Origin of the sequence: Pauljensenia sp. UMB9872 (assembly GCF_030212665.1) — a bacterium.
GTDB classification, from domain to species: Bacteria; Actinomycetota; Actinomycetes; order Actinomycetales; family Actinomycetaceae; genus Pauljensenia; species Pauljensenia turicensis_B.
In genome coordinates this window covers 120425-141303 of the sequence record NZ_JASOER010000001.1, presented here as the reverse complement: position 1 = coordinate 141303, position 20879 = coordinate 120425, and the positions used below count along the sequence as shown (strand labels likewise).

18 protein-coding genes and 1 pseudogene are annotated in these 20879 nt (G+C 54.3%); 8 read left to right on the top strand and 11 right to left on the bottom strand.

The features are described from left to right. Window positions 1–4 precede the first annotated feature (4 nt). Together QP109_RS00670 and QP109_RS00665 are read right to left on the bottom strand one after the other, a co-directional pair. A pseudogene (locus QP109_RS00670) lies at window positions 5–1588 on the bottom strand (isopeptide-forming domain-containing fimbrial protein); the annotation flags it as partial. Between the two features lie 142 nt (window positions 1589–1730). Next, complete coding sequence (locus QP109_RS00665; protein WP_350224200.1) at window positions 1731–2237, bottom strand: S26 family signal peptidase; 507 nt, start codon at window positions 2235–2237, stop codon at window positions 1731–1733. Between the two features lie 1368 nt (window positions 2238–3605). Here QP109_RS00665 and QP109_RS00660 point away from each other — a divergent pair. The 8 genes from QP109_RS00660 to QP109_RS00630 all read left to right on the top strand — a co-directional run bounded on the left by QP109_RS00660 (window position 3606) and on the right by QP109_RS00630 (window position 10566). Then, the gene (locus QP109_RS00660) at window positions 3606–7451 is read left to right on the top strand and encodes a Rib/alpha-like domain-containing protein (protein ID WP_285022643.1); all 3846 of its coding nucleotides are present in this window, start codon (window positions 3606–3608) and stop codon (window positions 7449–7451) included. Window positions 7452–7698: 247 nt separating this feature from the next. Beyond that, window positions 7699–7875, top strand: a complete 177-nt coding sequence (locus QP109_RS09240; RefSeq protein WP_350224201.1) for an ADP-ribosyltransferase — start codon at window positions 7699–7701, stop codon at window positions 7873–7875. After that, window positions 7875–8117, top strand: coding sequence for a hypothetical protein (locus tag QP109_RS00655; RefSeq protein ID WP_285022642.1), 243 nt, complete (start codon window positions 7875–7877; stop codon window positions 8115–8117). The genes QP109_RS09240 and QP109_RS00655 overlap by 1 nt, the downstream gene beginning before the upstream one ends. Window positions 8118–8268: 151 nt before the next feature. Then, on the top strand, window positions 8269–8550 hold the full coding sequence (locus QP109_RS00650) for a hypothetical protein (protein WP_285022641.1): 282 nt from the start codon (window positions 8269–8271) through the stop codon (window positions 8548–8550). Window positions 8551–8951: 401 nt separating this feature from the next. Further along, on the top strand, window positions 8952–9335 hold the full coding sequence (locus tag QP109_RS00645; RefSeq protein ID WP_285022639.1) for a hypothetical protein: 384 nt from the start codon (window positions 8952–8954) through the stop codon (window positions 9333–9335). Window positions 9336–9350: 15 nt separating this feature from the next. Next, window positions 9351–9896, top strand: coding sequence for a helix-turn-helix domain-containing protein (locus QP109_RS00640; RefSeq protein WP_285022637.1), 546 nt, complete (start codon window positions 9351–9353; stop codon window positions 9894–9896). Between the two features lie 296 nt (window positions 9897–10192). Next, a complete protein-coding gene (locus QP109_RS00635; RefSeq protein ID WP_285022636.1) occupies window positions 10193–10357 on the top strand; it encodes a hypothetical protein in 165 nt (54 codons plus the stop codon). Continuing rightward, window positions 10354–10566, top strand: coding sequence for a helix-turn-helix transcriptional regulator (locus QP109_RS00630; protein WP_195225692.1), 213 nt, complete (start codon window positions 10354–10356; stop codon window positions 10564–10566). The genes QP109_RS00635 and QP109_RS00630 overlap by 4 nt, the downstream gene beginning before the upstream one ends. A 263-nt stretch (window positions 10567–10829) precedes the next feature. Here QP109_RS00630 and QP109_RS00625 read toward each other — a convergent pair whose 3' ends face one another. From QP109_RS00625 to QP109_RS00585, 9 genes are all read right to left on the bottom strand, one after another. Then, window positions 10830–11303 carry a hypothetical protein gene (locus tag QP109_RS00625; RefSeq protein ID WP_285022635.1) on the bottom strand — a complete coding sequence of 158 codons (474 nt, stop codon included), beginning with the start codon at window positions 11301–11303 and terminating at the stop codon, window positions 10830–10832. Continuing rightward, window positions 11300–11656 carry a hypothetical protein gene (locus QP109_RS00620; protein ID WP_285022634.1) on the bottom strand — a complete coding sequence of 119 codons (357 nt, stop codon included), beginning with the start codon at window positions 11654–11656 and terminating at the stop codon, window positions 11300–11302. Before QP109_RS00620 ends, QP109_RS00625 begins: the two co-directional genes overlap by 4 nt. A 13-nt stretch (window positions 11657–11669) precedes the next feature. Continuing rightward, window positions 11670–12530: a CHAP domain-containing protein gene (locus QP109_RS00615; RefSeq protein WP_285022633.1), complete on the bottom strand. Its 861-nt coding sequence runs from the start codon at window positions 12528–12530 to the stop codon at window positions 11670–11672. Between the two features lie 199 nt (window positions 12531–12729). Further along, window positions 12730–13386: a hypothetical protein gene (locus tag QP109_RS00610; protein WP_285022632.1), complete on the bottom strand. Its 657-nt coding sequence runs from the start codon at window positions 13384–13386 to the stop codon at window positions 12730–12732. A gap of 16 nt (window positions 13387–13402) precedes the next feature. Then, window positions 13403–13888 (bottom strand): carbohydrate-binding protein, encoded by a 486-nt coding sequence (locus QP109_RS00605; RefSeq protein WP_285022631.1) that lies wholly within the window; start codon window positions 13886–13888, stop codon window positions 13403–13405. Window positions 13889–13899: 11 nt separating this feature from the next. Beyond that, on the bottom strand, window positions 13900–15978 hold the full coding sequence (locus tag QP109_RS00600; RefSeq protein ID WP_285022629.1) for a hypothetical protein: 2079 nt from the start codon (window positions 15976–15978) through the stop codon (window positions 13900–13902). Next, window positions 15972–16958, bottom strand: coding sequence for a hypothetical protein (locus QP109_RS00595; protein ID WP_285022628.1), 987 nt, complete (start codon window positions 16956–16958; stop codon window positions 15972–15974). The genes QP109_RS00600 and QP109_RS00595 overlap by 7 nt, the downstream gene beginning before the upstream one ends. Window positions 16959–17008: 50 nt before the next feature. Continuing rightward, window positions 17009–17692, bottom strand: coding sequence for a hypothetical protein (locus QP109_RS00590; protein ID WP_285022627.1), 684 nt, complete (start codon window positions 17690–17692; stop codon window positions 17009–17011). Between the two features lie 21 nt (window positions 17693–17713). Beyond that, window positions 17714–20860, bottom strand: a complete 3147-nt coding sequence (locus tag QP109_RS00585) for a tape measure protein (protein ID WP_285022626.1) — start codon at window positions 20858–20860, stop codon at window positions 17714–17716. Window positions 20861–20879: the final 19 nt, after the last annotated feature.

Genomic DNA, 20879 nt, shown 5'->3' with positions numbered 1-20879 from the left:
ATATCTACGCTTTCTTGCGATTACGTAGAACGAAACCACCTGCAGCAGCAACCATCGCGGTTACGCCAACGATCGTGAAGATCGTGGTACCAATGCCACCCGTCTCCGGAAGCGTGGAACCCTTCGAGTTCTTAATCTGGAGCGTGGAGAAGGTGCCATCTGCTGGAGTGGTATCGGCGACCTGACCAAGCTTCAGCACGTTGACAGCAGGATCTTTCCCTTCCTCAGTCTTAATCGTGGCAGCCAGCTTGATGGACGTGTACTTGGCATCGCCGGAAGGAAGGTTGTAGCCGGCCGGAGCCTTGGTCTCTTCCAAGTAGTACTGCACGTCAGCGTCAAGACCCTCGACGGAGAACTTGCCACCTGCTGGCACAGCGAAGGTGGTGCCACCAGCTACATCAGCAGCCCAACCGATGATCTTACCATTCGAAATGATGGCAACCTTGGACTTGTCAGCGTTCAGCAAACGGAACTCAGCGCCCTGAAGCTTAGTCTCAGGCTTATCTGCATCTACCTTCTCAGAATCAACCTTGTAGGTGAAGACAAAAACTTCTTTGTCTGGCGTATTACCCTTAGGCTCGCCCTGGTCATCGGATGCCTTCTTCGAGTACTCAACGTGTACCTTGTTAGGCTGCGGCTTGCCAGCTTCCGACTTCTCGTTCAGCTTCGCAGTGTAGCGAACGGTGATCTTCGAATTAGCATCTACGCCCGGAACATCCTTCAGGTTGTCAAACGCAACACGGATGCGCGTTCCGTCCTTGTATTTACCGGCATCGGCGATCGTTTCCTGAGTGACCGTGTACTTGGCGGCGTCCACCTTAGTGGTGCCCACATAAACCTCTACCGAATCAGCATTGAAGGTGAATCCCTTCGAAAGCTCATCAACAAAAGCGTACTTGTAGGTCTTGTAATCCGCGATATTCTGCGAAACCGTACCGTCGAGAAGGAACGGGACATTCGCGCCAATCTCATAGTTAGCCGTCACATCATAAGCAGTCTCACCGTCATTGACCTTGCTGGTGTCAATGCCAGTGGTTTCCTGAACCTTCTTACCCGAGGTAGGAACCGAAGACTTCGATGCAACCTCAACCGGGCCGACAACCTGCAAGATCGGAGTGGTCAGAGCCGAGGCATTGGTGTCCGTATCCACCACTACGTAGTAACCGGCGGCAACTTTGCCGGTTTTGTAGGTGTAGGGAGCCTCATTGCCAGTTTTGGTGAAATCGGCTTTAGTGGCGCTCAGATTCTTCGAGACCAGCTTTGCAAATGCAAGAGCCTTCGCACTATCTGCACTTTCCAAAGCCTTTGCGACATCAGCAGCTGAAGATTGTGCGGTAACGCCAGTAAGAAGATTCTCTTGAACCAAAGCATTCAGGAGAGCGTCGGAATTAACACCGGTGCCCCACTCAATGTTTGACAGCACCTTGTTGCCGTCAACCTCAGCTAGCTCACCCTTGAAGACCTGGTACGCACCGTAAGTGTGATCGCCTTCCTGGCTGGTCACAGTGATTGTGGGATCATCCGCAGCTTTCGCCACGCCCGGGAACGATACCGCTAACAAAAGGGCAAGTACCGTAGCAAACGCAACCGCGACCGCACGTACCCCCCCCCTGCATGGAGTTTTGTCGAGACATAAGACTTCCTTCTAGAGTTCGAAAGACGTGCAGTTCGCACCCTCGTAGACTACCACTTTGTTTGTAAGCATGGGCCGCCTGTCCAAGCGCAGTGGCTTAAACTCCTCCCCAACTCCGCACAGGCCACACTTGCAATATCACGCGACCAACAAAATCCTCGCCCACTACCTGGTGCAATGCGGAAGTATCACCCTGGCCGATCACAACCAGCACACCTCCCTCAGGCACCGTTGACGGAAAAGAAACCTCTGAGCGAGCTAAATCTTCAGGCGTTAACGCAGCTGGGGACTCGACTCCATTTACTGCCAGATGACCGTTGTCGAGCACATCTACCTCATCGCCGGAAATGGCGATAGCCGAGCGAACCAGTATGCGGTTTCCGTGGAAGAATGCGACCGTGTCACCCCGAGTAAAATCCACGTGATGCGCGGCAACCAACACGTCGTCCTTTTCAAACCCGTTTCCCGTGCCGCGGACCTGTAGAACAGTGACAAAAAACGTTGACAAAATAATTGCCAACGCGCTCAGCACCAGCGCCACCTCCGCAACCCGGAGGCACACCCGGGTGACCCGAGCTAGAGAATCCCATGTTCTATCTGGCATCACACCGCCTTAGAACTAACCAGCAACACAACTAATACAACTGCCCGCCCGCATTCTAATATGGACAGTCGGATCCCTGCGCCGTTTGTCCCCGGATACACGAGAGCCCCTGCTCTCGCAGAGATGTCCTTGTTACTTAGACGTTCATTTTGATACAAGGCTCTATCTAGGTGGGTGTAGCGGGCACACTTTGGGCGCATTTGGGTGCAAAGGTTCGGGTATAGGTGCAGGCGCAAGAGCGTGGGTGCAAAAGTCGCGAGGGTGGGTACGTCACTTGCGAAGACGTGGTTACCTACTATCTGGCGCTAACGCCTCATTTCTCACTACTTCTGCTCCAGAAGTTCGCGGATACACCTCGTTTGTTGATTATATTCGATCCCCTTCTTTGACTATGACGAGTCAAATCGCTCTGGAGGCTCTTATGAAGCACCCCGATACGACGCTTGTTCTCCTTGACGGAGATGAGGAGGTGGGATCCAGATATCCCTCGGCGTTCTTCTTCAAGAACCCGATATAGCATTCCTGAACCACATTTGGCTCGGCGTTGCGCCACTGGCAACCCGCAGTGTTATTCAGGTTGTAGTTGACGGACTCAAAGGAAACCACGTTAGTGGTTTTATTAGTTAGCTTCACTCGGTATTCCACGGTTTGTCCGGCCTTCGTGGGATCACCTAATACGAGTCTTGGCGTTCTCATTATCGTGGGTGGCCACCAAAGAATCTGTAGCGTGCGCTGAAATAGGGGTAACCAGGGTTCCGCTCACCGCCAGGACGAAGGTAAACAAAACTGGAAAAATATTCTCATCAATGGGCGCTTCTTTGCGCTCATAGCAAGGAACACGGCTAGAAGAAACACACTGTACGAAGCGTATTAGTTTTTCTTTTCATATATCAGCTCGCAGTTGTTACCTGCAAAGCGTACGCCTTAGAGTAAGGGTGTAAGAGTAGATTCCCAACTCCACAACTGTTTTGTTGTGTGTTCTTTAAGCAGGCAGGTTACATGTTGAATTATCAGCGGAAGAGGGCGCCCGGCGCGCTTCTTGGTGTTCTTTCATTACTATTCGCAACGTTTGTTGGAATTCCACTAACGGAAACCACGGCTCAGGCCGCACCGGCTACCCCGTCCCTTGGAATGCAACAGCCAAGCAACAAACCGATATGTAGCACGAACAGGTCACCAAAGTGGAATGTTACGGGCAGTGATTACGATAATGCCGGTGTTTCTACGATTAAGGCATTTTCTGACAAAGCTCGCTTGTACTGGCAGTACCCTTTGCGGCGTGAATTCGGAGCCGATTCGGGGCCACTGCACTTTGACGTCTTTGTAAACTACCTGGTTCCTACAACGGGCGAATGGAAGCGCGTGCCAATGGACAGCATGTACTTCAACACCCCCGAAGAGGCCATTGATAAAACAAAAGTGGGTTGGCCTGCCACAATGAAGATGGAGCTGGTACGCAAGGATGGCAGCTGCCAGATTCCGGAAGATCTTGCCTATAAAACTTTCACCGTTCCCGGCGGGAAGTTACTAGATAGGGACGAAGTTGGCTACTTCCACACGATCAGCCATGGCGAAGGTGAAGACGATTCTGCAAAGACGGCAGGTACCTCGGTTTTTGATCGTCCTGGTGACCAGATAAAGCTTGAAATGCACACCCGTGGACAATCGGTACCTTTCGGTGATGGCAAGAACGAATACGTGGTGTGGTCGAAGGGAACGTGCGCTGAAGTTGCAGCAGAAGGCACTACTTGTAAAGACATTACTCACGAGGGCGTTACTTATGCCGAAGTACAGGTAACCAAGGAAAACAACTTTGTTAACGAGCTAGTCAAATATATAGACGGCGTGGCGCGCATCGACTACTACGGTTCCAGGCCAGGAGACGGGTATTCCTACTCGCGTACAGTGCGTAACAGTTCAGCCACGAGCACCAAGTTTGTATCCCCATTATCCCAAATAGAACCTCACTTCTTGCCTCAATTCTACGGAAACGTGGAGCCGCCCAAACCAGTAGCAACGGACAACCCTGGGGTGGATTCCGATACTTTGCAAATCCCATCCGACAAATGGGGTTTGAAGTACTACTTGGTTGACTCAGCTGGAAAGCTGGTTCAGAAGGATCCAAAGTCTTACACGGCAAGTTCCTTGGCTCCGTACGTAAACGGAGAATCAAAGGTGACGATCAAGGCCTTCCACGTTACCTGCAACGTGAAGACGATGAAGACTTATGACTTTGATCCGAATAGGCAGCTGCAAAGAGATGACTACACGATAGACGGGAGCATCTGTGGATCGCGCGAATGGAGCTTCACTTTCTACGGTTCCAAGAAGGTAATGATTCCTGCTCCCACATACGATGACACGGCATTAACTTTCACCGTTCCCGAAGTTGAGGGAATAACGTGGCACTTTGAAGGCAAGGAGATCGCACCGGGTACCCCCATCTCCTACCCGCAGGATTCCCAGGGACGTGTTATCAAGAGTGGAACTATTAGCGTTTTAGCAAAGCCTTTCCAGCCTGAAGGACAGAATCTGAAGCTGGAACATGAGGCAGAAAGTCCTGGCAAGGGAACGGCTACTACCGGATTCACGTTTGAACACGAATACGACGTGCGTGAAGAAGTAAAGCCCACCGCACCGCAGGTTGCAGCGAATGACAAGTGTGGTGAGCCTGCATCTGTAACACTGCCACAGGCTCCGGATATCAGTGCCGGCATCTTCGATTACAACGTGGAATACCGCAACAAGAATAACGAGGTAGTTGCCGAGGGCAAAGGCACTAAAGCTGTTGTTACCGCGCAGCTTAAAGACCTGGATAACTACCGGCTTGCTCACGGCGCGGTCTTTAGGTGGGAACTCGATATTGCAGGAAAAACCTGTGATATGACTCCAACTGTTCCTGGAACTACCAAGCCCACAGCGGCACCTGTAGCTCCTACAGTTTCACCTGCTGCTACTTGTGCGGTAAAGGGTTCGGTTAATATACCGGATTCCAAGGTGTTTGATTACACGCAGAGTTTTGTAGACGACCAGGGTGGCGTTGTTGCTGAAGCTGATGCCAACAAGGTTAAAGTTGTTGCCAAGCTGAAGGACGCGCTTAAGGATTCCTACCAGCTTAAACCTCAGGCCACTACGGAATGGACGCTGGATATTAGTGGTTCGGCATGTGGTTTCACCCCCTTGTATGAAGATTCCAAGGTGGCACAGGGTGATACGGCTAAGGCCACAGCAAATTACGGTTCCAATACGGAACCGGCTGGCACCACCTACACGTTGGAACCTGGAACCCCTGACTGGGTGACCATCAACAATAGAACCGGCGAGCTCAGCTACACCCCAACTCTTGATACTGCGGTTGATAGTTACACCGTGAAGGTGAACGTTACCTATCCGAACGGAGGCGGAACCAAGCAGGTTAATGCAAAGGTTGCGGTTACCCCGGCTGCGGATGCTGATGGTGATGGAGTTCCGGATCTAACAGACAAGTGTCCTGGCACTGCAGCTGATGCGCAGGTTGATGACAAGGGTTGTGCGGTAGCCCCAACGGTTACCGCTCCGGAAATCACCGGAACTATCCACCAGGCAATAACTCCCGCCGAGGTTACACTAACTAATCCAGGTAAGGCTACGATCACAGGCTGTACAGCAACCGGGCTGCCCGCAGGTTTGCAGGCTAGCTTCATCGGCGGCAAGTGCATGATTGAGGGCACCCCCACCGAGCAGGCCACCGGCCAGAACTATGTGGTGGAAGTTCAGTACACCACGGAAACTGAGGGTACTCCTAACACTGGCCCGGCAAGTGCGCAAAGCACAGCTACCGTGCGTTCTGATTCTGATGGTGATGGTTATCCAGATCCTGCTGATCCGGATAACCCGGTTACAGGCGAGGACTTCTGCCCGGACACCCCGGCAGGCCTTACCGTTAACGACTCCGGATGTGCACTCATCGAAATAAACAATGGATCCTATGCAGACACGAACGCAAAAGTAGGGGTACCAGCCTCTACTCCAGCGCCGCTGTTTGACGACCCCCGCACACCGGATACCGAAACCAACCCCGCTCCACAAGGCACCACCTTCGCAACAGCAGTAGGCGCACCCGACGGAGCACAAATTGATCCGAACACCGGCATCATCACCTACACGCCAACCCTGGCCGAAGCAAACACTACGGTACGGGTACCAGTACAAATCACCTACCCCAACAATGGAGGTCAGGAAACCGTATTAGCACTCATCCACGTTGGCAACACCCAAGCCGGAACGACCACACCCAAATGGAACGATGGTTCAACCAAACCAGGTACACCGCTGGATATCCCGAATACCGGGGATATCATCCCGACGGGCTCTACCGTAACGGTTGGAGGATGCACCACTGGGTGGACTTGCACAATAGACGGTGACAAGTTGCAGGTAACCCCACCGGCTGATGCCACACCGGGTTCGCTTGGATCTGTTGATCTGCTGATTAACTATCCGGATGGTTCAACAGGTAAGGGACGCACAAACGTTTCTGTTATTCCGAACGATGCTCAGAGCCTGCAACCTAATTACGTTCCGCAAAACGGAGAACCGGGCAAGGAAGTAACCATTCCAGTTCCTGGATTCGATTCAAACAACACCCCTGAGGTGGAAACCAACCCCGCGCCGCAGGGTGCAACCTTTGGGCTGACCCCCGGAGCTGACAATCCGAGTGGCGCCGTTGTTAACCCAGATGGTTCTATAACGCTCACGGTTCCGGGAGCTGCCGCGGACGGCGATCTCATTACAGTTCCCGTGCGGGTCACCTACGAGGATGGTTCGCATGACGATGTAATAGCTCAGGTGCTAGTGCGCGTGTGCCCGACCTGTGGCGGTGGTGACAATCCTGGTGGTCAGCCTGGTGGGGACAACCCGGGTGGTCAGCCTGGTGGGGACAACCCGGGTGGTACCAACCCAGGTGGCGACAACCCGGGTGGTACCAACCCAGGCGGCGACAACCCTGGCGATAATCCAGGTAGTAACCAGCCGGGTACGGGCGGAACGGGTACCCCTGATTCCACCCCGAGTGACCCGAATGGTTCTACTACTCCGGGGGTAAAGAAGGTTGCCTCCGCAGAACACTCTAAGCTGGCACGTACAGGTTCGAGCGTTCTACCTATCGCAGGCGTTAGCGTTGCCGCTCTTGCAATCGGTGTTCTGCTCAAGCGAAAGGAACGCAAGCTGAGCTAACCGAAAACACGGCTAGGCTAAAGGGCGGTGGGCAGTAAGGTTTTTACTGCCCACCGCCCTTTAGCTTTTCACTTGTAATCACGCGGATTAATAGACAAAACCTGTTGCTTATGATCGGGTTTTGGGCATAACAAACCCCAGCACAAATGAACTGGTTCGTGAAAGCTGGATGTGAATTGGACTCCCGCCAGGTACGTGTCCTCGCAAGCCGCATCTGATTTCATTGTGAAGATCGCGCAGGCTATTCCTGACGCGACTACTGCTCCCGAAAGGAACTAACGCCGCCGCTATCAGCAAGTTCTCCGCTATTCCCAGCGAAGACGAAATCCTGATCATACGCGGTGGTAAACTACGGTTAAGAAGGATTGATATCGAGGAACGCGGTCCAGTTGCTTTTGTTGAATACATTGGAGGTGAACAGTAGTGCCGAAATATAAAACCCCTCTTCAGGACCCCTACACATTCCAATGGAATAACCCACGTTTGATGACTCCGGAAGAATGCCGGGAATCTGAGCGCGTCACAGGGATGCCTTCTCCAGTGACCGGTCCCGAGCGTGACTGGGTGATCGCTCAAGCGATCCGTGCTTATCGTGAGGGAAAGCCTCGTGACACTACTGAGCTCACTCTTGAGTATCGCCGTTTGAAAGCTGAAGGTAAGCTCTAAGCGCTTTTTGTTTCAAGTTTTTGCCCCGCACTGGTGATGGTGCGGGGTTTTGTTATGCCCTCGGTGGCGCTCCGTGAACCGCCCGGAGACTCTTTTTGGCGGGAGCAATACAGGCTGACGAGCCATAAACGGGAAAGAAAGGGGACAGACCATGTCTGATTCAACCATGCCCCACGAGGGCAACACCGATGTTTCGGGAGAAAACACAGACGGGTTCAAGCCGGTCACCAGTCAGGAAGACCTCGACCGGATCATTGAAAACCGCCTGGTGAGAGAACGCAAGAAGTTCGCTGACCCTGTATCTCACAGTCATTTTAAGAAATGCGAGAAACCCCGCCATTTCAACGAAAAGCCCCGGAACTTCAACAGTTCCGGGGCTACACAGTGGAGATGGGGGGAATCGAACCTATACGAGGCAATACCAATGAATTAAGACGTTGCCGAAACCGCCCGTCCACAAGCAGGGCACCACAAGCCGTCACACCTCGTCGCGTTTCATCGCGTTTCATCGCTCCAATCTCGAAGCGCACACTATCGACAGCACGACTACGTTCGACAACCGTCAATCAATACTATCCGCCATCACTTCCAATAAAAGGCTGTTTTGAGCCCGTAGCCTCATACAAACGATGAACGTCGGCGGAAGTTGCCCTAGTGAAAAACTGCCACTTTTCCGCAGAATAATGCGCAAAACACGTTGCCAGAACGTAGTTTTTATAGTACACTTTAAGCATAAGGGAAACAGAGAAGCTGATTCCCATCCCAATACAAAAGGGGACGATACAAATGTCAGGTGTCATCAAAGCAAACCAGCGCGGATATGACGGTTTTTCCATGAGCGACCGGGCAGTTACCGCCTACAAAAACGGTGAACGCCCGATCTCCAAGTGGACATCGAAAGACGCAAAAGCCTTCAATGCCCTACTCGCCAGCCTCGACATCAACATCACGGTGAGTCTTAAGGAGTTTAAAGTCCTCCTGAATCGCTTCGGGTACACGTCGTGGCATCACACTTCAAAATACGCGAACCGCACGGACTTCTTCAGCCCCGCAGCAATGCTCTTCTCCTATGAGTTTTTCAGCACCGACGAAGACGCAAACCCCATCTACCCCGATATTTGCGACATTGACGTTGCAGCACTTCCCGCCGAAGAAATTGAATGCGCACGAACTAGCGCGAACGCTTGGGTCACTCTCGGCTACATCAACAAAAACTGAAAGGACACCCCCACAATGGAAATCGGAATGGAACTACGTGCCCGTCGTCGCGCGCTCGGGCTTAGCCCTAAAGACCTTTCACTCCTCCTCGCGGTAGGAGAAGGGGTCGTTGCAGACTGGGAATCGAATCACCGCCAACCACGAGACCCCGACCGTCTACGAGGCGACCTCAACGACATTCGCGACCTGCACGACCAACTCGTTAGTGAAATCGTCGATCAGCTCGAAGAAACCGAAATAACCAACAAAAGCTTGATCGAGACGTATTGGACGAACGATGCCTACTGGGAAATCGACACATACGCGCGCGAACACAAAATCCCTGCAAGCCTTCACAACACTGCGGCCGCTCACGCTCAACAGATCATCGAAGCTAAATACTCCACCACGGTCTCCATTGAAAGAGCGCTCACACGAAAAGAAATCCTTGCGCGACTCGCCGACATTCTCGACGAGCAGAACGAACTCGATCTTGACGACCCGGAAGAATCCTTTACGTTTGACACGCTCGACTTCGAACGAATCAGCCTAGAACATACGCTGAAAGAACGAAGAGCCTGAACCCCGAAACGATCGCGCGGCTTCGGCGGTCAACAGAATGGTGGAAAAGCTGGATAAGTAAGTGGATTACACTTGCTAACGCTTTGCTAATGTAGTATTATGGAGGTGTGGGAAGGAGGTGAAGGAAATGGATTTCGTAGGAATTGCGGCAATCCTCTTCGGGATCGCTGAAATCATCAGGGCAAGCGCCAAGGTGATCACAGCGTCGAGGAGCAAACGCAAATGAGACCGATGGCCCGGAGATGGCAGTAACAACTCCGGGCCACCGGCCCCTACGAAAAATTCCACCACACAACATGAACAACATCAAGGACATCCTGATCTCGCTCGCTCTCGCATGCATCATCGTCTGGCTTGCCGTCGAAGGCTATACGGTCTACGCAGCAATCGCAGGCACGTTGCTTGTCGTCGCATGGGTCATCTACCTGATTGCATTCATCATTGGAAGGAACAAGAAATGACAGACCAGACACCCGTCTACCTGTCTCGCTCTGACCTTGCCCGCCGTATTGGTGTACAAGTAGGCACTCTAGGGCGCTACACGCTTCCAGAGCCCGACGTGTACATCGGACTCGAAGGCAGACGCACAATGGGCTGGAAAGTAGAAACAATCGACGAGTGGAACGCTAACCGCCCAGGGCGTGGCAACTGGTCAAAGCCCACCATTTGACGGCAGATACACAAAAACCGCCCTCACTTTCCCATGTGGATTGTGAGGGCGGTTTTCTGCGTATCTACCACCAAAAAGTGTTGGCTTTGTTTCTTCAGATGTTTCATTCACGTGTAAAAGTTTCCTTTAGAGTCAAGGAGGAAACTTTTACACATGAATGCAACACATGCAAACAGGCTACCCTTGCGGGGGTGGCCGCGAAAACATCAGGTATGAATCACAAGGACGCTCCGCGGCCACCGCACACCATGCTAGCAGGCGCATCAGGGTTTACGGGACGATTCTAGGCACTCTAGGCGCGTTTCTAGGCGTTCGTGTGTTTTCTCTGCTGACGCGGTGAGGGCGCGAATGTCGAGCCGTAGGCCGTCGATTTGGTCTTCTGCTCGTTGGTCTCTTCGTTCACGACTGCGAGCATCTTCCACGCGGGCTTTCTCAATACCGTCAACTTTCCGCATGAGAGTTTTCATGCCCGCGCGCACTTCGTCCAAATCGTCCCGCAAATGGGTGCCATGACTGTTAGTTACCCCTTCGCGTGCGCCCCGTGCTTCAGTTTCCGCCTTGGACGCACTCTCAGAGATGTCAGCCATCTGGGTTTGTAAGCTGACGACTTTCCTGTTCACCCATGCGACGAGCCAGCGGATAAAAGCCCCGAGCAGAGTAATGAAAGCAACAACAAGGGCGGCAATCCCGGCGACTACTTCCTTACTTGTGAGGACTTCAAAAATAGGCTCATTCACTCACTCACCTTCTCCGCGTGCTTACCCTTGGGCATTCCGCCGGGCGTGAGCATGCCCACCCATTCCAGCAACGATTCTCCACCGATCTTCACGTGTGAGAGGATCTGGTAGACCGCCCAGAAGATACCGAGCAAGGCAGTAAGCTGAGTGGCTAAATATTCAACTGTTGCGGGGTATTCTGAGGTCGCCCAAATGCCGACCGACAAAACGGTGGCCGCGACGCTGACGAGAACAATACGGCGTTTGTGAGTCCACCACGGCTTATCTAACGCGGCCTGCACCAAAGGCCAGACAATGCCCACGACCACGGTGGTGACGAACGGGTCAACTGCAAGAGTTCTCAGGGTTTCCATTTATTCAGTCCTTTCACGGTTTGACTCCGAGGGCTTTCGATCCAGCCCACGAGTGATTGAGAGCGATTTGCATAGCCTTCACGGTTTCGGCGTCCCACGTCTTCGTCACGGGAACCCGGTGGCCTGCGGGGATACCGGAAGCGTTCCACCACGCCTGGAAAGCGCCAATCGTGATCGGCCCGTCGAAACCGTCTACGGGGATACGATCCACGCCTGTCGCGGCTTTAAGCCTGTAGGCGTCGAGCGCCCACGATAGGAAGTATTGGAGTGCCCTGACTGCGGTCGGCTCCCACGGGGCGCTCGTTGGAACAGCAAAGACTTGCCGGAAACGCTTGGCGGTGTGCGCTCCCCATATGCCGTCTTCTTCTAACTCCCACGACGAAGCAGAACCCGTGTATTCGGGGCGGATAACCGCGATCACGGAACCAAGATTGCGGGTACGCCGGTAGACGCCGCCACCGTTTGACTGCGACCCAGACGCACCGGACGAGGTGTTTCCTTCGATGGTTTGATAGTAGGACCCGTAATTGCGCTCCACGAACCCGACGTGGTCTGCGACCCCGTCTCCGTCCCAGTCAAAGCACACCAGATCACCGGCCTGCGCGTTGGCTTTAGCGACGAGCCTGCCGAGGTTGCGGGCAGCTGTAATCCCACTGGGCACATACGCGAAATCCCCGCCCGGCGGGGTCATACCCACCTGTCGCAAAACCCAGGTCACGAACATCGCACAATACGGGACACCGCTAGTGCCGAAGTAGGCGCCGTGGCGGGTCGCGTAGTCGCGCCCGTATTTGGTTCCCGCCTGTGGGTCAGTCCACCGCGAATATCCGAGCTCACCACGCGCAACATTGAGCGCTTGTTCAACGGTTGCCATCACTCCGCCTCCTGTTCGTCAACGTTTTCAATGACCGGGTGCGGGTCAGGCTCCCCGTCACCGAACTCCGGCATGCGACTCATTAAGGCCTGTTCTTCTTCACTGCCCATGGTTTCTCCTCACTTGAGTTTTTGGGTATAAGAAAACCCCACGCCAACCGGGCGCAGGGCAAGAAAAAAAAGGGGGTGCGTCTCTTTGTTTAGACAACAGTCGATGGCGAGAGTTGAACCGTGAGCTGAGTCCAGGAATCCGACGACAAGTCAATCGACAGCGCCGTGGCCGCATATACGTACAGGCCGACCGTGCGCTGTTCTCCAGCGCGGATAGTCCCATAGCCGACCACGAAACCGTTCGCGTCGCCTGAATCATGGAACCGGCTCTTAAACGACGTGCTCTTCGCCGTGTTGTCCGGGTACAGTTCAAGGTCTGCTTCGCCTGACCGGACGCGCGCCCAGCAGTTCCCGAATGCGATAAAAGAGCGCGCGTAGGGTTTGACCGGGATCTGGAGTTCGGATACTTTCACCCAACCGCCGCCACCGACTGAGGTTCTCGACTGTAGTCCGCTAACGGCTCCGGCGGTGAGTGTCTGGTTTTCGTTCATCACCGACAACACCCACGCGCCGCCTGTTTTTGCCCCGTCCGAACGGTACAAGATACCGCCAATATCGAAATACGCGGGTCTGCTTGTGGTGGGTGCGTGCCCGGTTGTTTGAGCCCGATCCAGCATCGCCCGCGCTGACGCGACGGATTCTGCCTTCGCGATTGTCCCCACGCTATCGGCGAACGCTGGCCACGCTTCCAAAAGCGGGTCACCAGCCGTCGGGATCGTCGCACCGTTCCAATGTTGACTGCTCACCTATTCGGCTCCCTTCTTACTTTCTTGCCCACAACGCGGGCACATTAGAGGGCTCCCACCCTGCTTGTGACGTGTGCGCCTGAATACACTTAAAAACCGTGTTTTCAAAGGTGGCTTCATCGCCGGTCTTGTATTCCACGCCAGCCCGCCACGCGGGCGCAGTTTTTTCCTCGCCCGTAAGGTCGTCGCGCGCCCACCCTTGCGGGTACTGGTCGGGGCCAGCCGTAAACGGACTCAACCACGTCCCCGAGACGTTCTTCCACACTTTCCCGTCAATCAAAACGCGACCAGACGGGCCGACCACGTCGGTATGTTTCAGGTCTTCTAGTACGCGGGGTGGTTCTTCCTTCACCGCTTCGGCGTAGGCTTCGGCGGCGAGCTTCGCCTGTTGTTCAGCGTCGCGCTTCTGGTGTCTTATCCTGAACGCTTCCATAAACAGGTCAAACAACCCATTCAATTCATCGTCGGACAATTCACTGAAATCAATTTCTTCCAGTTTCATAAACGCCCCTCTCATGCGCTTGCCACGTATTGGACACTAATGAACGATGTTCCGGTTGGGCACCATGTTCCGGTGTTCTGCCAAAAAGCCGGGGCAAAACTTTCGCCCTTCGTTAATTTCATCAACCCGACAGCAGTAGGGCGGATATTCACGTTGGCTTGGAAACTGCGCGTATCCGACGGGTCAGCATCCCAATTGACGCGGTCTAAAGATTTTCTTCTCATGCCCGTCGATACCGCCCACCCGTCTTTAGTGGACGTATAACTCCAATCGGTCACCGCCGTGATCTGATACCAGCCGGTCAACGGCGCGATGAGCCATCCGGCTGATTCTGCGAAACCGTTGAGCAAGACTTTTTCTTTACATAGGCTAAGGCTCATCATTTTTTCGCCGCCTTCGGAGAGCGTCGAATATGGGAGAGTGTTACCAGCCCACCTGCAGTATGCGACCGGCGGGGCCACTAAAGTTCGCCACGACTGCGAACCAATCACCGAACCATGCTTTGTTCGCACCGTCAACTCATCGGGCGAAAGCGCGGCAACCGAAGCGCCGCCAGTCATCTCAATAAACGGCTTACCGGACCCGTCACGATATAAACGGATTTTTTTATCATTGACGCGCCCGAAAGTGAACGACACCGACCGCAGGCGAATAGGACGAGCAACACCACCGCTCTTGACTTCAGTACCGAACTGGACGCGCGTAATCCGAATATCCGGAGGCAACTCTGTAGACGAATTACCGCCAATAAACGAAGCCATCCCTCCGACGCCCTTAGAGTCAACGTAATCGAGGATCAAGTAGGCACCAGGATCTTTAGAAACATGGGCAACGATATTCGAGCGCCCAAACATGTTCAACGTATTCTCAGGAAAAACCTTAGACGCAGAATAGTACGCCTCATACACTGGGCGTTCTAGATTAAATTCCAACAGCAAGCCTTCACTGGTAGGCCTCAATTGAACGAACTTGTCGCTCAATTTCCAACCAGCAACGCTATTAAGCGGAACCTGAAAGGTTTCCTGCGAAATAATCTCCTCGACCGTAATATCCGAACCAACGATCTTCTTACCGATAAGGGTTTCAGCGATCATACTTCCGGGGATAACCGCATTCTGCGCGACCAGCTTGTCAATGACGGCCTCGTCGAACACGGCGAGCTTGCTCCACATCTCCTTACTCGCATACACCGCCTCGGCGGTCACCGCGTCCTTACCGATAGCGTCCGCGCCGATTTTCACCTGTTGCCAAGATGCGCCAGTCCACGTGAAGCGGCGAACGATCAGCCCGCCCGAAACAACATCCCACAACGCGCCAACAGGCTTACCCTGCCCCTCTGACCCCAGCGGATTGTGATCTGCCGACGTGTATCGCCCGTCAGCAGAAGCAGCCTTTGACAACGCTTTAGAGGCCGTAGTTTGGGCTGACGACGCCAACGATTGTGCCTGAGAGGCTTTCGCGTCCACGCCGTCCGCCGATTCTTGCGCGTTTTGCGCAACCGATAAAGCATTCAACGCCTTCTGCTTGGCTTCATCAGCCTCAGCCTGCACATTCCCCATCGACGACTCCACGACGGTTGCCTTTGATAGCGCGTTTGATGCGTCAGACTGGGCTGCTCCTATGCGCGCGTCAAACCCATCAACGCTCGCCTTCGCCTCTTCAGCCTTATCAAACGCCTCCTGGGCGCGTGCCCGCACGCCGTCCGCCCGCGATTGAGCCTCTTTCGCTTCACTCATAGCCTCCAACAAGCGAGTGCCAGCCACGCCCGTTGCCACCGGGGTCGCACCATCGGGAATCACGTTCGGGGACACAACCTGGGTGATCCTGCCCGACCCGTCCAACAAAACAACCACCGTCGCACCAACAGCAGTCACCAGACCATCAGATGGCCCCGTTTGCTCTACGCCTTCGCCTTCGCGAGCCGAAGCGGGAATACGAACCCGCACCGCCTGCGACTCCGGGTAAATCTCTAACACCGTGCCCGTGTTCCAGCCGCCCGACTCGTTGCCGGTCGTGGCGGTCGCGTTCTGCGAGGCGACAGCCTGCCCCTTCTTCGGGGCAACGTCCAACCACAGACTCTTTTTCACCATTGCAACTCCTCAACATCAACACGCATACGAGAATCAACCTCACTTAAGGGGATCGATAACGCGGTCACTCGTCCGACCGTCACATCAGAGTCGCCCGTGTGAACGCTAATCACATCGCCCGTCTCCAGACGCGGGTCGCATATGATCTCGAACGACCTCGTGCGCACCGGGTTTAGCGCTTCACCCATATAGGTTTTCGCGGCCTTACCCAAAGCCTCCCTAGACGTTGCAGCGCTAAACTCCCGGTGGTCGGTCACCCACCCATAGTTTTCAGGCTCAAACGGATACACCGCGTTTACAGCGGTCGCCGATAGTTTCGCATCCCCGTCGCCCGTGCCCGTCACGATCCAACGGTTCGCGCGTCGCGGCGTGGACTCACGACTAAACCCGACCAGCAGGTCATCGCCCGCATACGCGGCAACAGGTTTGCGGCCGTCGCGCTTTGCCCGCACGTGCAAACAGCCGTCAGCCTTTACCGCGTATTCCAAGCCCTTGGCCGTGCACAAGTCACGGATCGCTTCAGTGCGACTCGTACCCCACTGCGACAACGGCGAGACGGGAGCGTCAAACGTTCCCGCGTCCAACACAACCGGCAAAGCCCCGGCGAGCCTTTGCAGTTCGGTAGAAACGCGCGCGCCACTGGCCGGAGACGACCCCCACGCGAACGGGTCCTCCTCCAAGGTCTGCATCAGATCAAGGGCGGTCACCGAAACCGCGTCCCCGTCCTCATCCCACGACGTGATCAGCCAGAACCCTAAATCGGTTTCCCAGCGGACGCCCGAAGAGTCCTCGATAATACTGAAAACTTGCAGGCGTTGCCCGTAATTATTCAACGGCGAAACAGCAGACTCAGGCAAAAACTCCAAAGGTGCCTTCAACGTCAAACGACCCGGAACAACCCGACTCGACTGCACCTCCACCTTCACATCCCACACCGGAATATCAACAGCAAGAACCTCACGCCCACGAACCGAATTCACACGCACACCCACACCCGCAAAATGCAAGTTAACAACATCAGGTCCACTTCTCATGCTGGCATACCCGCAATCTGGCTGAGAAGCTCAAGATATGTCGTTTCCTGCCACCCCGCCCCAAGATGCGCCCAGTCCTCCCACCTCAGAATGGGAATAGCACCCGAAGCTGAGAGCAGACTCTCAGTCCATGACACGTCAAAAACGACACGGCCAAGACGTCCACGCGACCTCGATACCGAATTCACGATCACGCATCTCAAAGGAACGTTCTCAGTCTTAACCGCCGGACCAATAAACACCGGACCAACAGACTCCAGAACCCCCACAACCTCCAATGCAGCCTTTTCATTCAACGCAAGAATTCTCGACTTGCCAGAAATCGGCTTCTTACGCAAGGACCACCGCGCGTACCCTACCTCGGAAATCGCGACATCAGACTTCCAATCCGTCTCATCCGAGTTATCGACCAGCAACGCCCCCGAAGCACTAAGCCCGTTCGAATTCATCACAACCGCACCACGCTTATCCGAAGCATTCGGGCGAACCAATTCCACACGCTGACCGCCCACCAGATAAACCGTCACCTCGCCCGGAACCGCGAGCGCGTCCGAGACGATAGTGGGGTTGGTGGAGGTGGCGCGGTGGAGGATTCGCCCGTTTTCGGTTTCGATGTCGATATCACTTGTCGAGTAAAACGATGGCAAGCCGGTGTGGGTGGCGATCCATGTTTTCAACATGTGGTTTTAGTCCTTTTCTGCTCAGATTCCGTTAAGTGCCCTGACTTGTTCTTCTTCGAGGAATGCTTTGAATTCGCGTTCTCCGACTTTGAGGATCATCGTCTCCGGGTATCGACCGACGGCGAGCGTGTTGTTGGTGTTCCCGAATGTGGTGGGTTGGGCGTTCGTTTTGCCGATTTCGCGCGTGAATTTGTTTAGTTGGCGTTTGATTGGTTCTTGTTCGGCTTCTAGTGACCTTCGGAAGCCTCCCATGATGCGACGGCCTGCATCGACGAGTAGGACATCGTCTACTTCTTTGGGGCCTTTCCAATCAGCGATGGAGCTGGTTAATCCCAACAGGGTGTCTTTTACTCCACCGATGGCGCTAGTCAGGCCATTAATCAAACCGCTAATAATTCTGCTTCCCGCATCGAGGAGCCAGCTGCCCGCGTTGGAGAAGATGCCGATAATCATGTTCGGGATACTTTCGAAGGCAATACGTAAAGCGCCTGAGATAAGCCCCTTTATGCCGTCAACAAAGCCGTTGAACATTTGCTTGACGCCCGACCATGCCATGCTCCAGTTGCCCGTGAATACTCCGACGACGAAGTTAATCAGGCCTTGGATCATTGTCATAAGTCCCGTGATCGCGGGCATGAGCGAGCTAATGATCGCTGAAGCGAAAGCAATGACTGGAGTCAAAATTGCGGTGAATAGAGACAGCAGTGGTGGCAGTATCACGCTTATCAACTGTAAAAGCGGTGTAATCAACTGCAACGCGCCTTGAACGAGTTGCACGATTGCGCCGACAATCTGCAAGAGAACCGGGGCCAACGCCTGCGCTAATGCCATGATTGGTGGCATGATCGCCTGAACAATCTGCACCAGAACAGGCATTGAATCGGCGATCACTTGACCGATTTGCGTAATCAATGGAATCAGCAACGGCAACAGTTCGCCGATGAATCCGCCAACACCACTGATCAGCTGCTCGAGAATCGGAGTCAACGCAACAAGCGCCTGCCCAATCGAATCGCCGATCACACCCATAGCTTCACCGACTGTTGTCAGAAGCACGGAGAACACCGGTGCCAACGAACTTGCGACCTCGCTCAGCGACCCCAGAACCCCGTCCAGCAAACCGCCCAATGCGGATTGCAAACCGGGGCTTGCTGAAATCAACCCAGCGAACGCGCCAACCAGTAGTCCGACAGGCCCACTCAAGCCGCCGAAGACTCCGCTCAAGTATGAGAGCTTTGCCAACAGTGGGCCTAATGCGCCAAGAACCCCGCCGATCACAGGAGCCAAAGCGCTCAGTCTCCCCGTAAACCCTCCAAGGTCACCGGAAGAAAATGCGCTAATAACTCCCGCGATTTTCGAACCCACCGAATCAATAATCGATTTAATGCTCTCAAAGACCGCGTGAATCTTATCTGCGCCGATCGCTTGAATGATCTTCGCGTTATTGCGCTTAATCGCAGTCCCAACATTCGTCAGAGCTGTGCCGATACCGTCGGTCGCGTCCTTCGCCTGGTCAGCAAACGACGCATACCCCTCAAGACCTTCAGAATTCAGCTTCAAGATCGCATTATTGAAATCATCAAACGACACCGCACCCGACTGCATCGCATCATAAAGCGCCTGAGAATTCGCAGTCGGCCCCAACAATGCTTTAGCGATCTGGTTCAGCTGTCCTGGCATAACTTCCTGCAAAGTTCGCCATGACATCAGGTCAACCGACCCCTTGCCCAACATCTGCGTGTATTGGGTCATCGCACGCGACGCTTCAGCCCCGCCCTTGCCACCGGCAAGGAGCGCGTTAGTTAATGCCAACGACAGCTCGGTCGCCTCACCCAAACTATCCGTGAGAGGAGCTATGCGTTGCGTCGTACTTGCAATATCATCCAACGTTATCGGCAGACCTTGAATACCCTCATCCAGACGCTTCAACGACGCAGACGCTTCATCGGAGGTGTATCCGAGATTCACCATGACCTTCGGGAAATTGTTCAGCGTATCGACGCGAGAAATCGCTCCCCCCACATTCGCGGCAATAGCGGCAGACGCGGCGACCAACGCACCCTTAACAAGCCCCGCCGCTGCTTTTCCGGCCTGCGCGATCGTGTCCCGCATCTTCCCAGCCATTGAGGTCACAGCCCCAACAACGCCCCGCATACCCGTAGACGCAGCATCGCGGAGCAAACCCATGCCCGACGTCATGCCCGACGCCATTCTTGGACCCAGATCACGAACAAATGGAGCAAAAGGTCCCAGCTTGTTCATAAACTCCACGCCCAGCCCGCGAGCGCCGATCGCGGCTGATGCGGCCAAAGAAAGGAATTTCGAACGGATCGGCGTAAGCACATTCGACAGCTTCCCAAATGCTGTTGACGAGACGTTCGCAACTGATGCGCCCAAAGATAGGAACTTTGATTGGATCGGCGTAACCACATCCGACAGCTTCCCAAACGCTGTTGACGAGATGATCGCGTTCTTCGCGCTTCCTCGCATTTGGGTCACAAACGATTTCATCGAATCCACTGCAGGAATAATCGAAGTAGTCGTCAATCGTCCGATCACGCGTGCAAGGCTGGTCGTTTCGACCGTCGCGTCATGCCCTTCTTTCTTGCCCTCGGCAAAGCTCTTCTTCACCTGGTGAAGGCGAGCAACAAGACCAGCCGACGCTTCAGACGTATTCGTCAGCGCTTCCACAACGGACTTCGCGTCTTTCATGCGTTTGCTGGCCTCATTCACCGCTTCAACCGCGAGCGCTTCACGTCTGCGAGCGGCTGCCAACCGTTCTGAGGCGGCAATGGCGCGCGCCGAATCAGCTGGCGCTTTTGCGAGGACTTCGTTCAAACGCGCTTCAGCAATGCGAACGCGACCTGCTTCGTCCTGTTGCTTCAAACGGGCCTTTGATAGTGCGCGAACTGAATCCACGTATTCGCTCTTCAGTTTTTTAAAACCCGCGCTGTTTGCTAGACCTGCTGTTTCAGCGGAAAACGCTTTCTTGCTTTCTCGTCCTAGGAGGCGACCAATCGCAGCACCAGCCCCGCTTGATGCGAAGGCTTTTTTGAAGCCCTTCGCCCCGTCTTCGCCCGTCGTTTTCATTTCACGGGATACCTTTGATTTAAACCCCGTCATCACGGGGAAAATCGAAATATGCCCTCTACCAACTTCGGACGACATCAGGACTCACCTTCTCCTT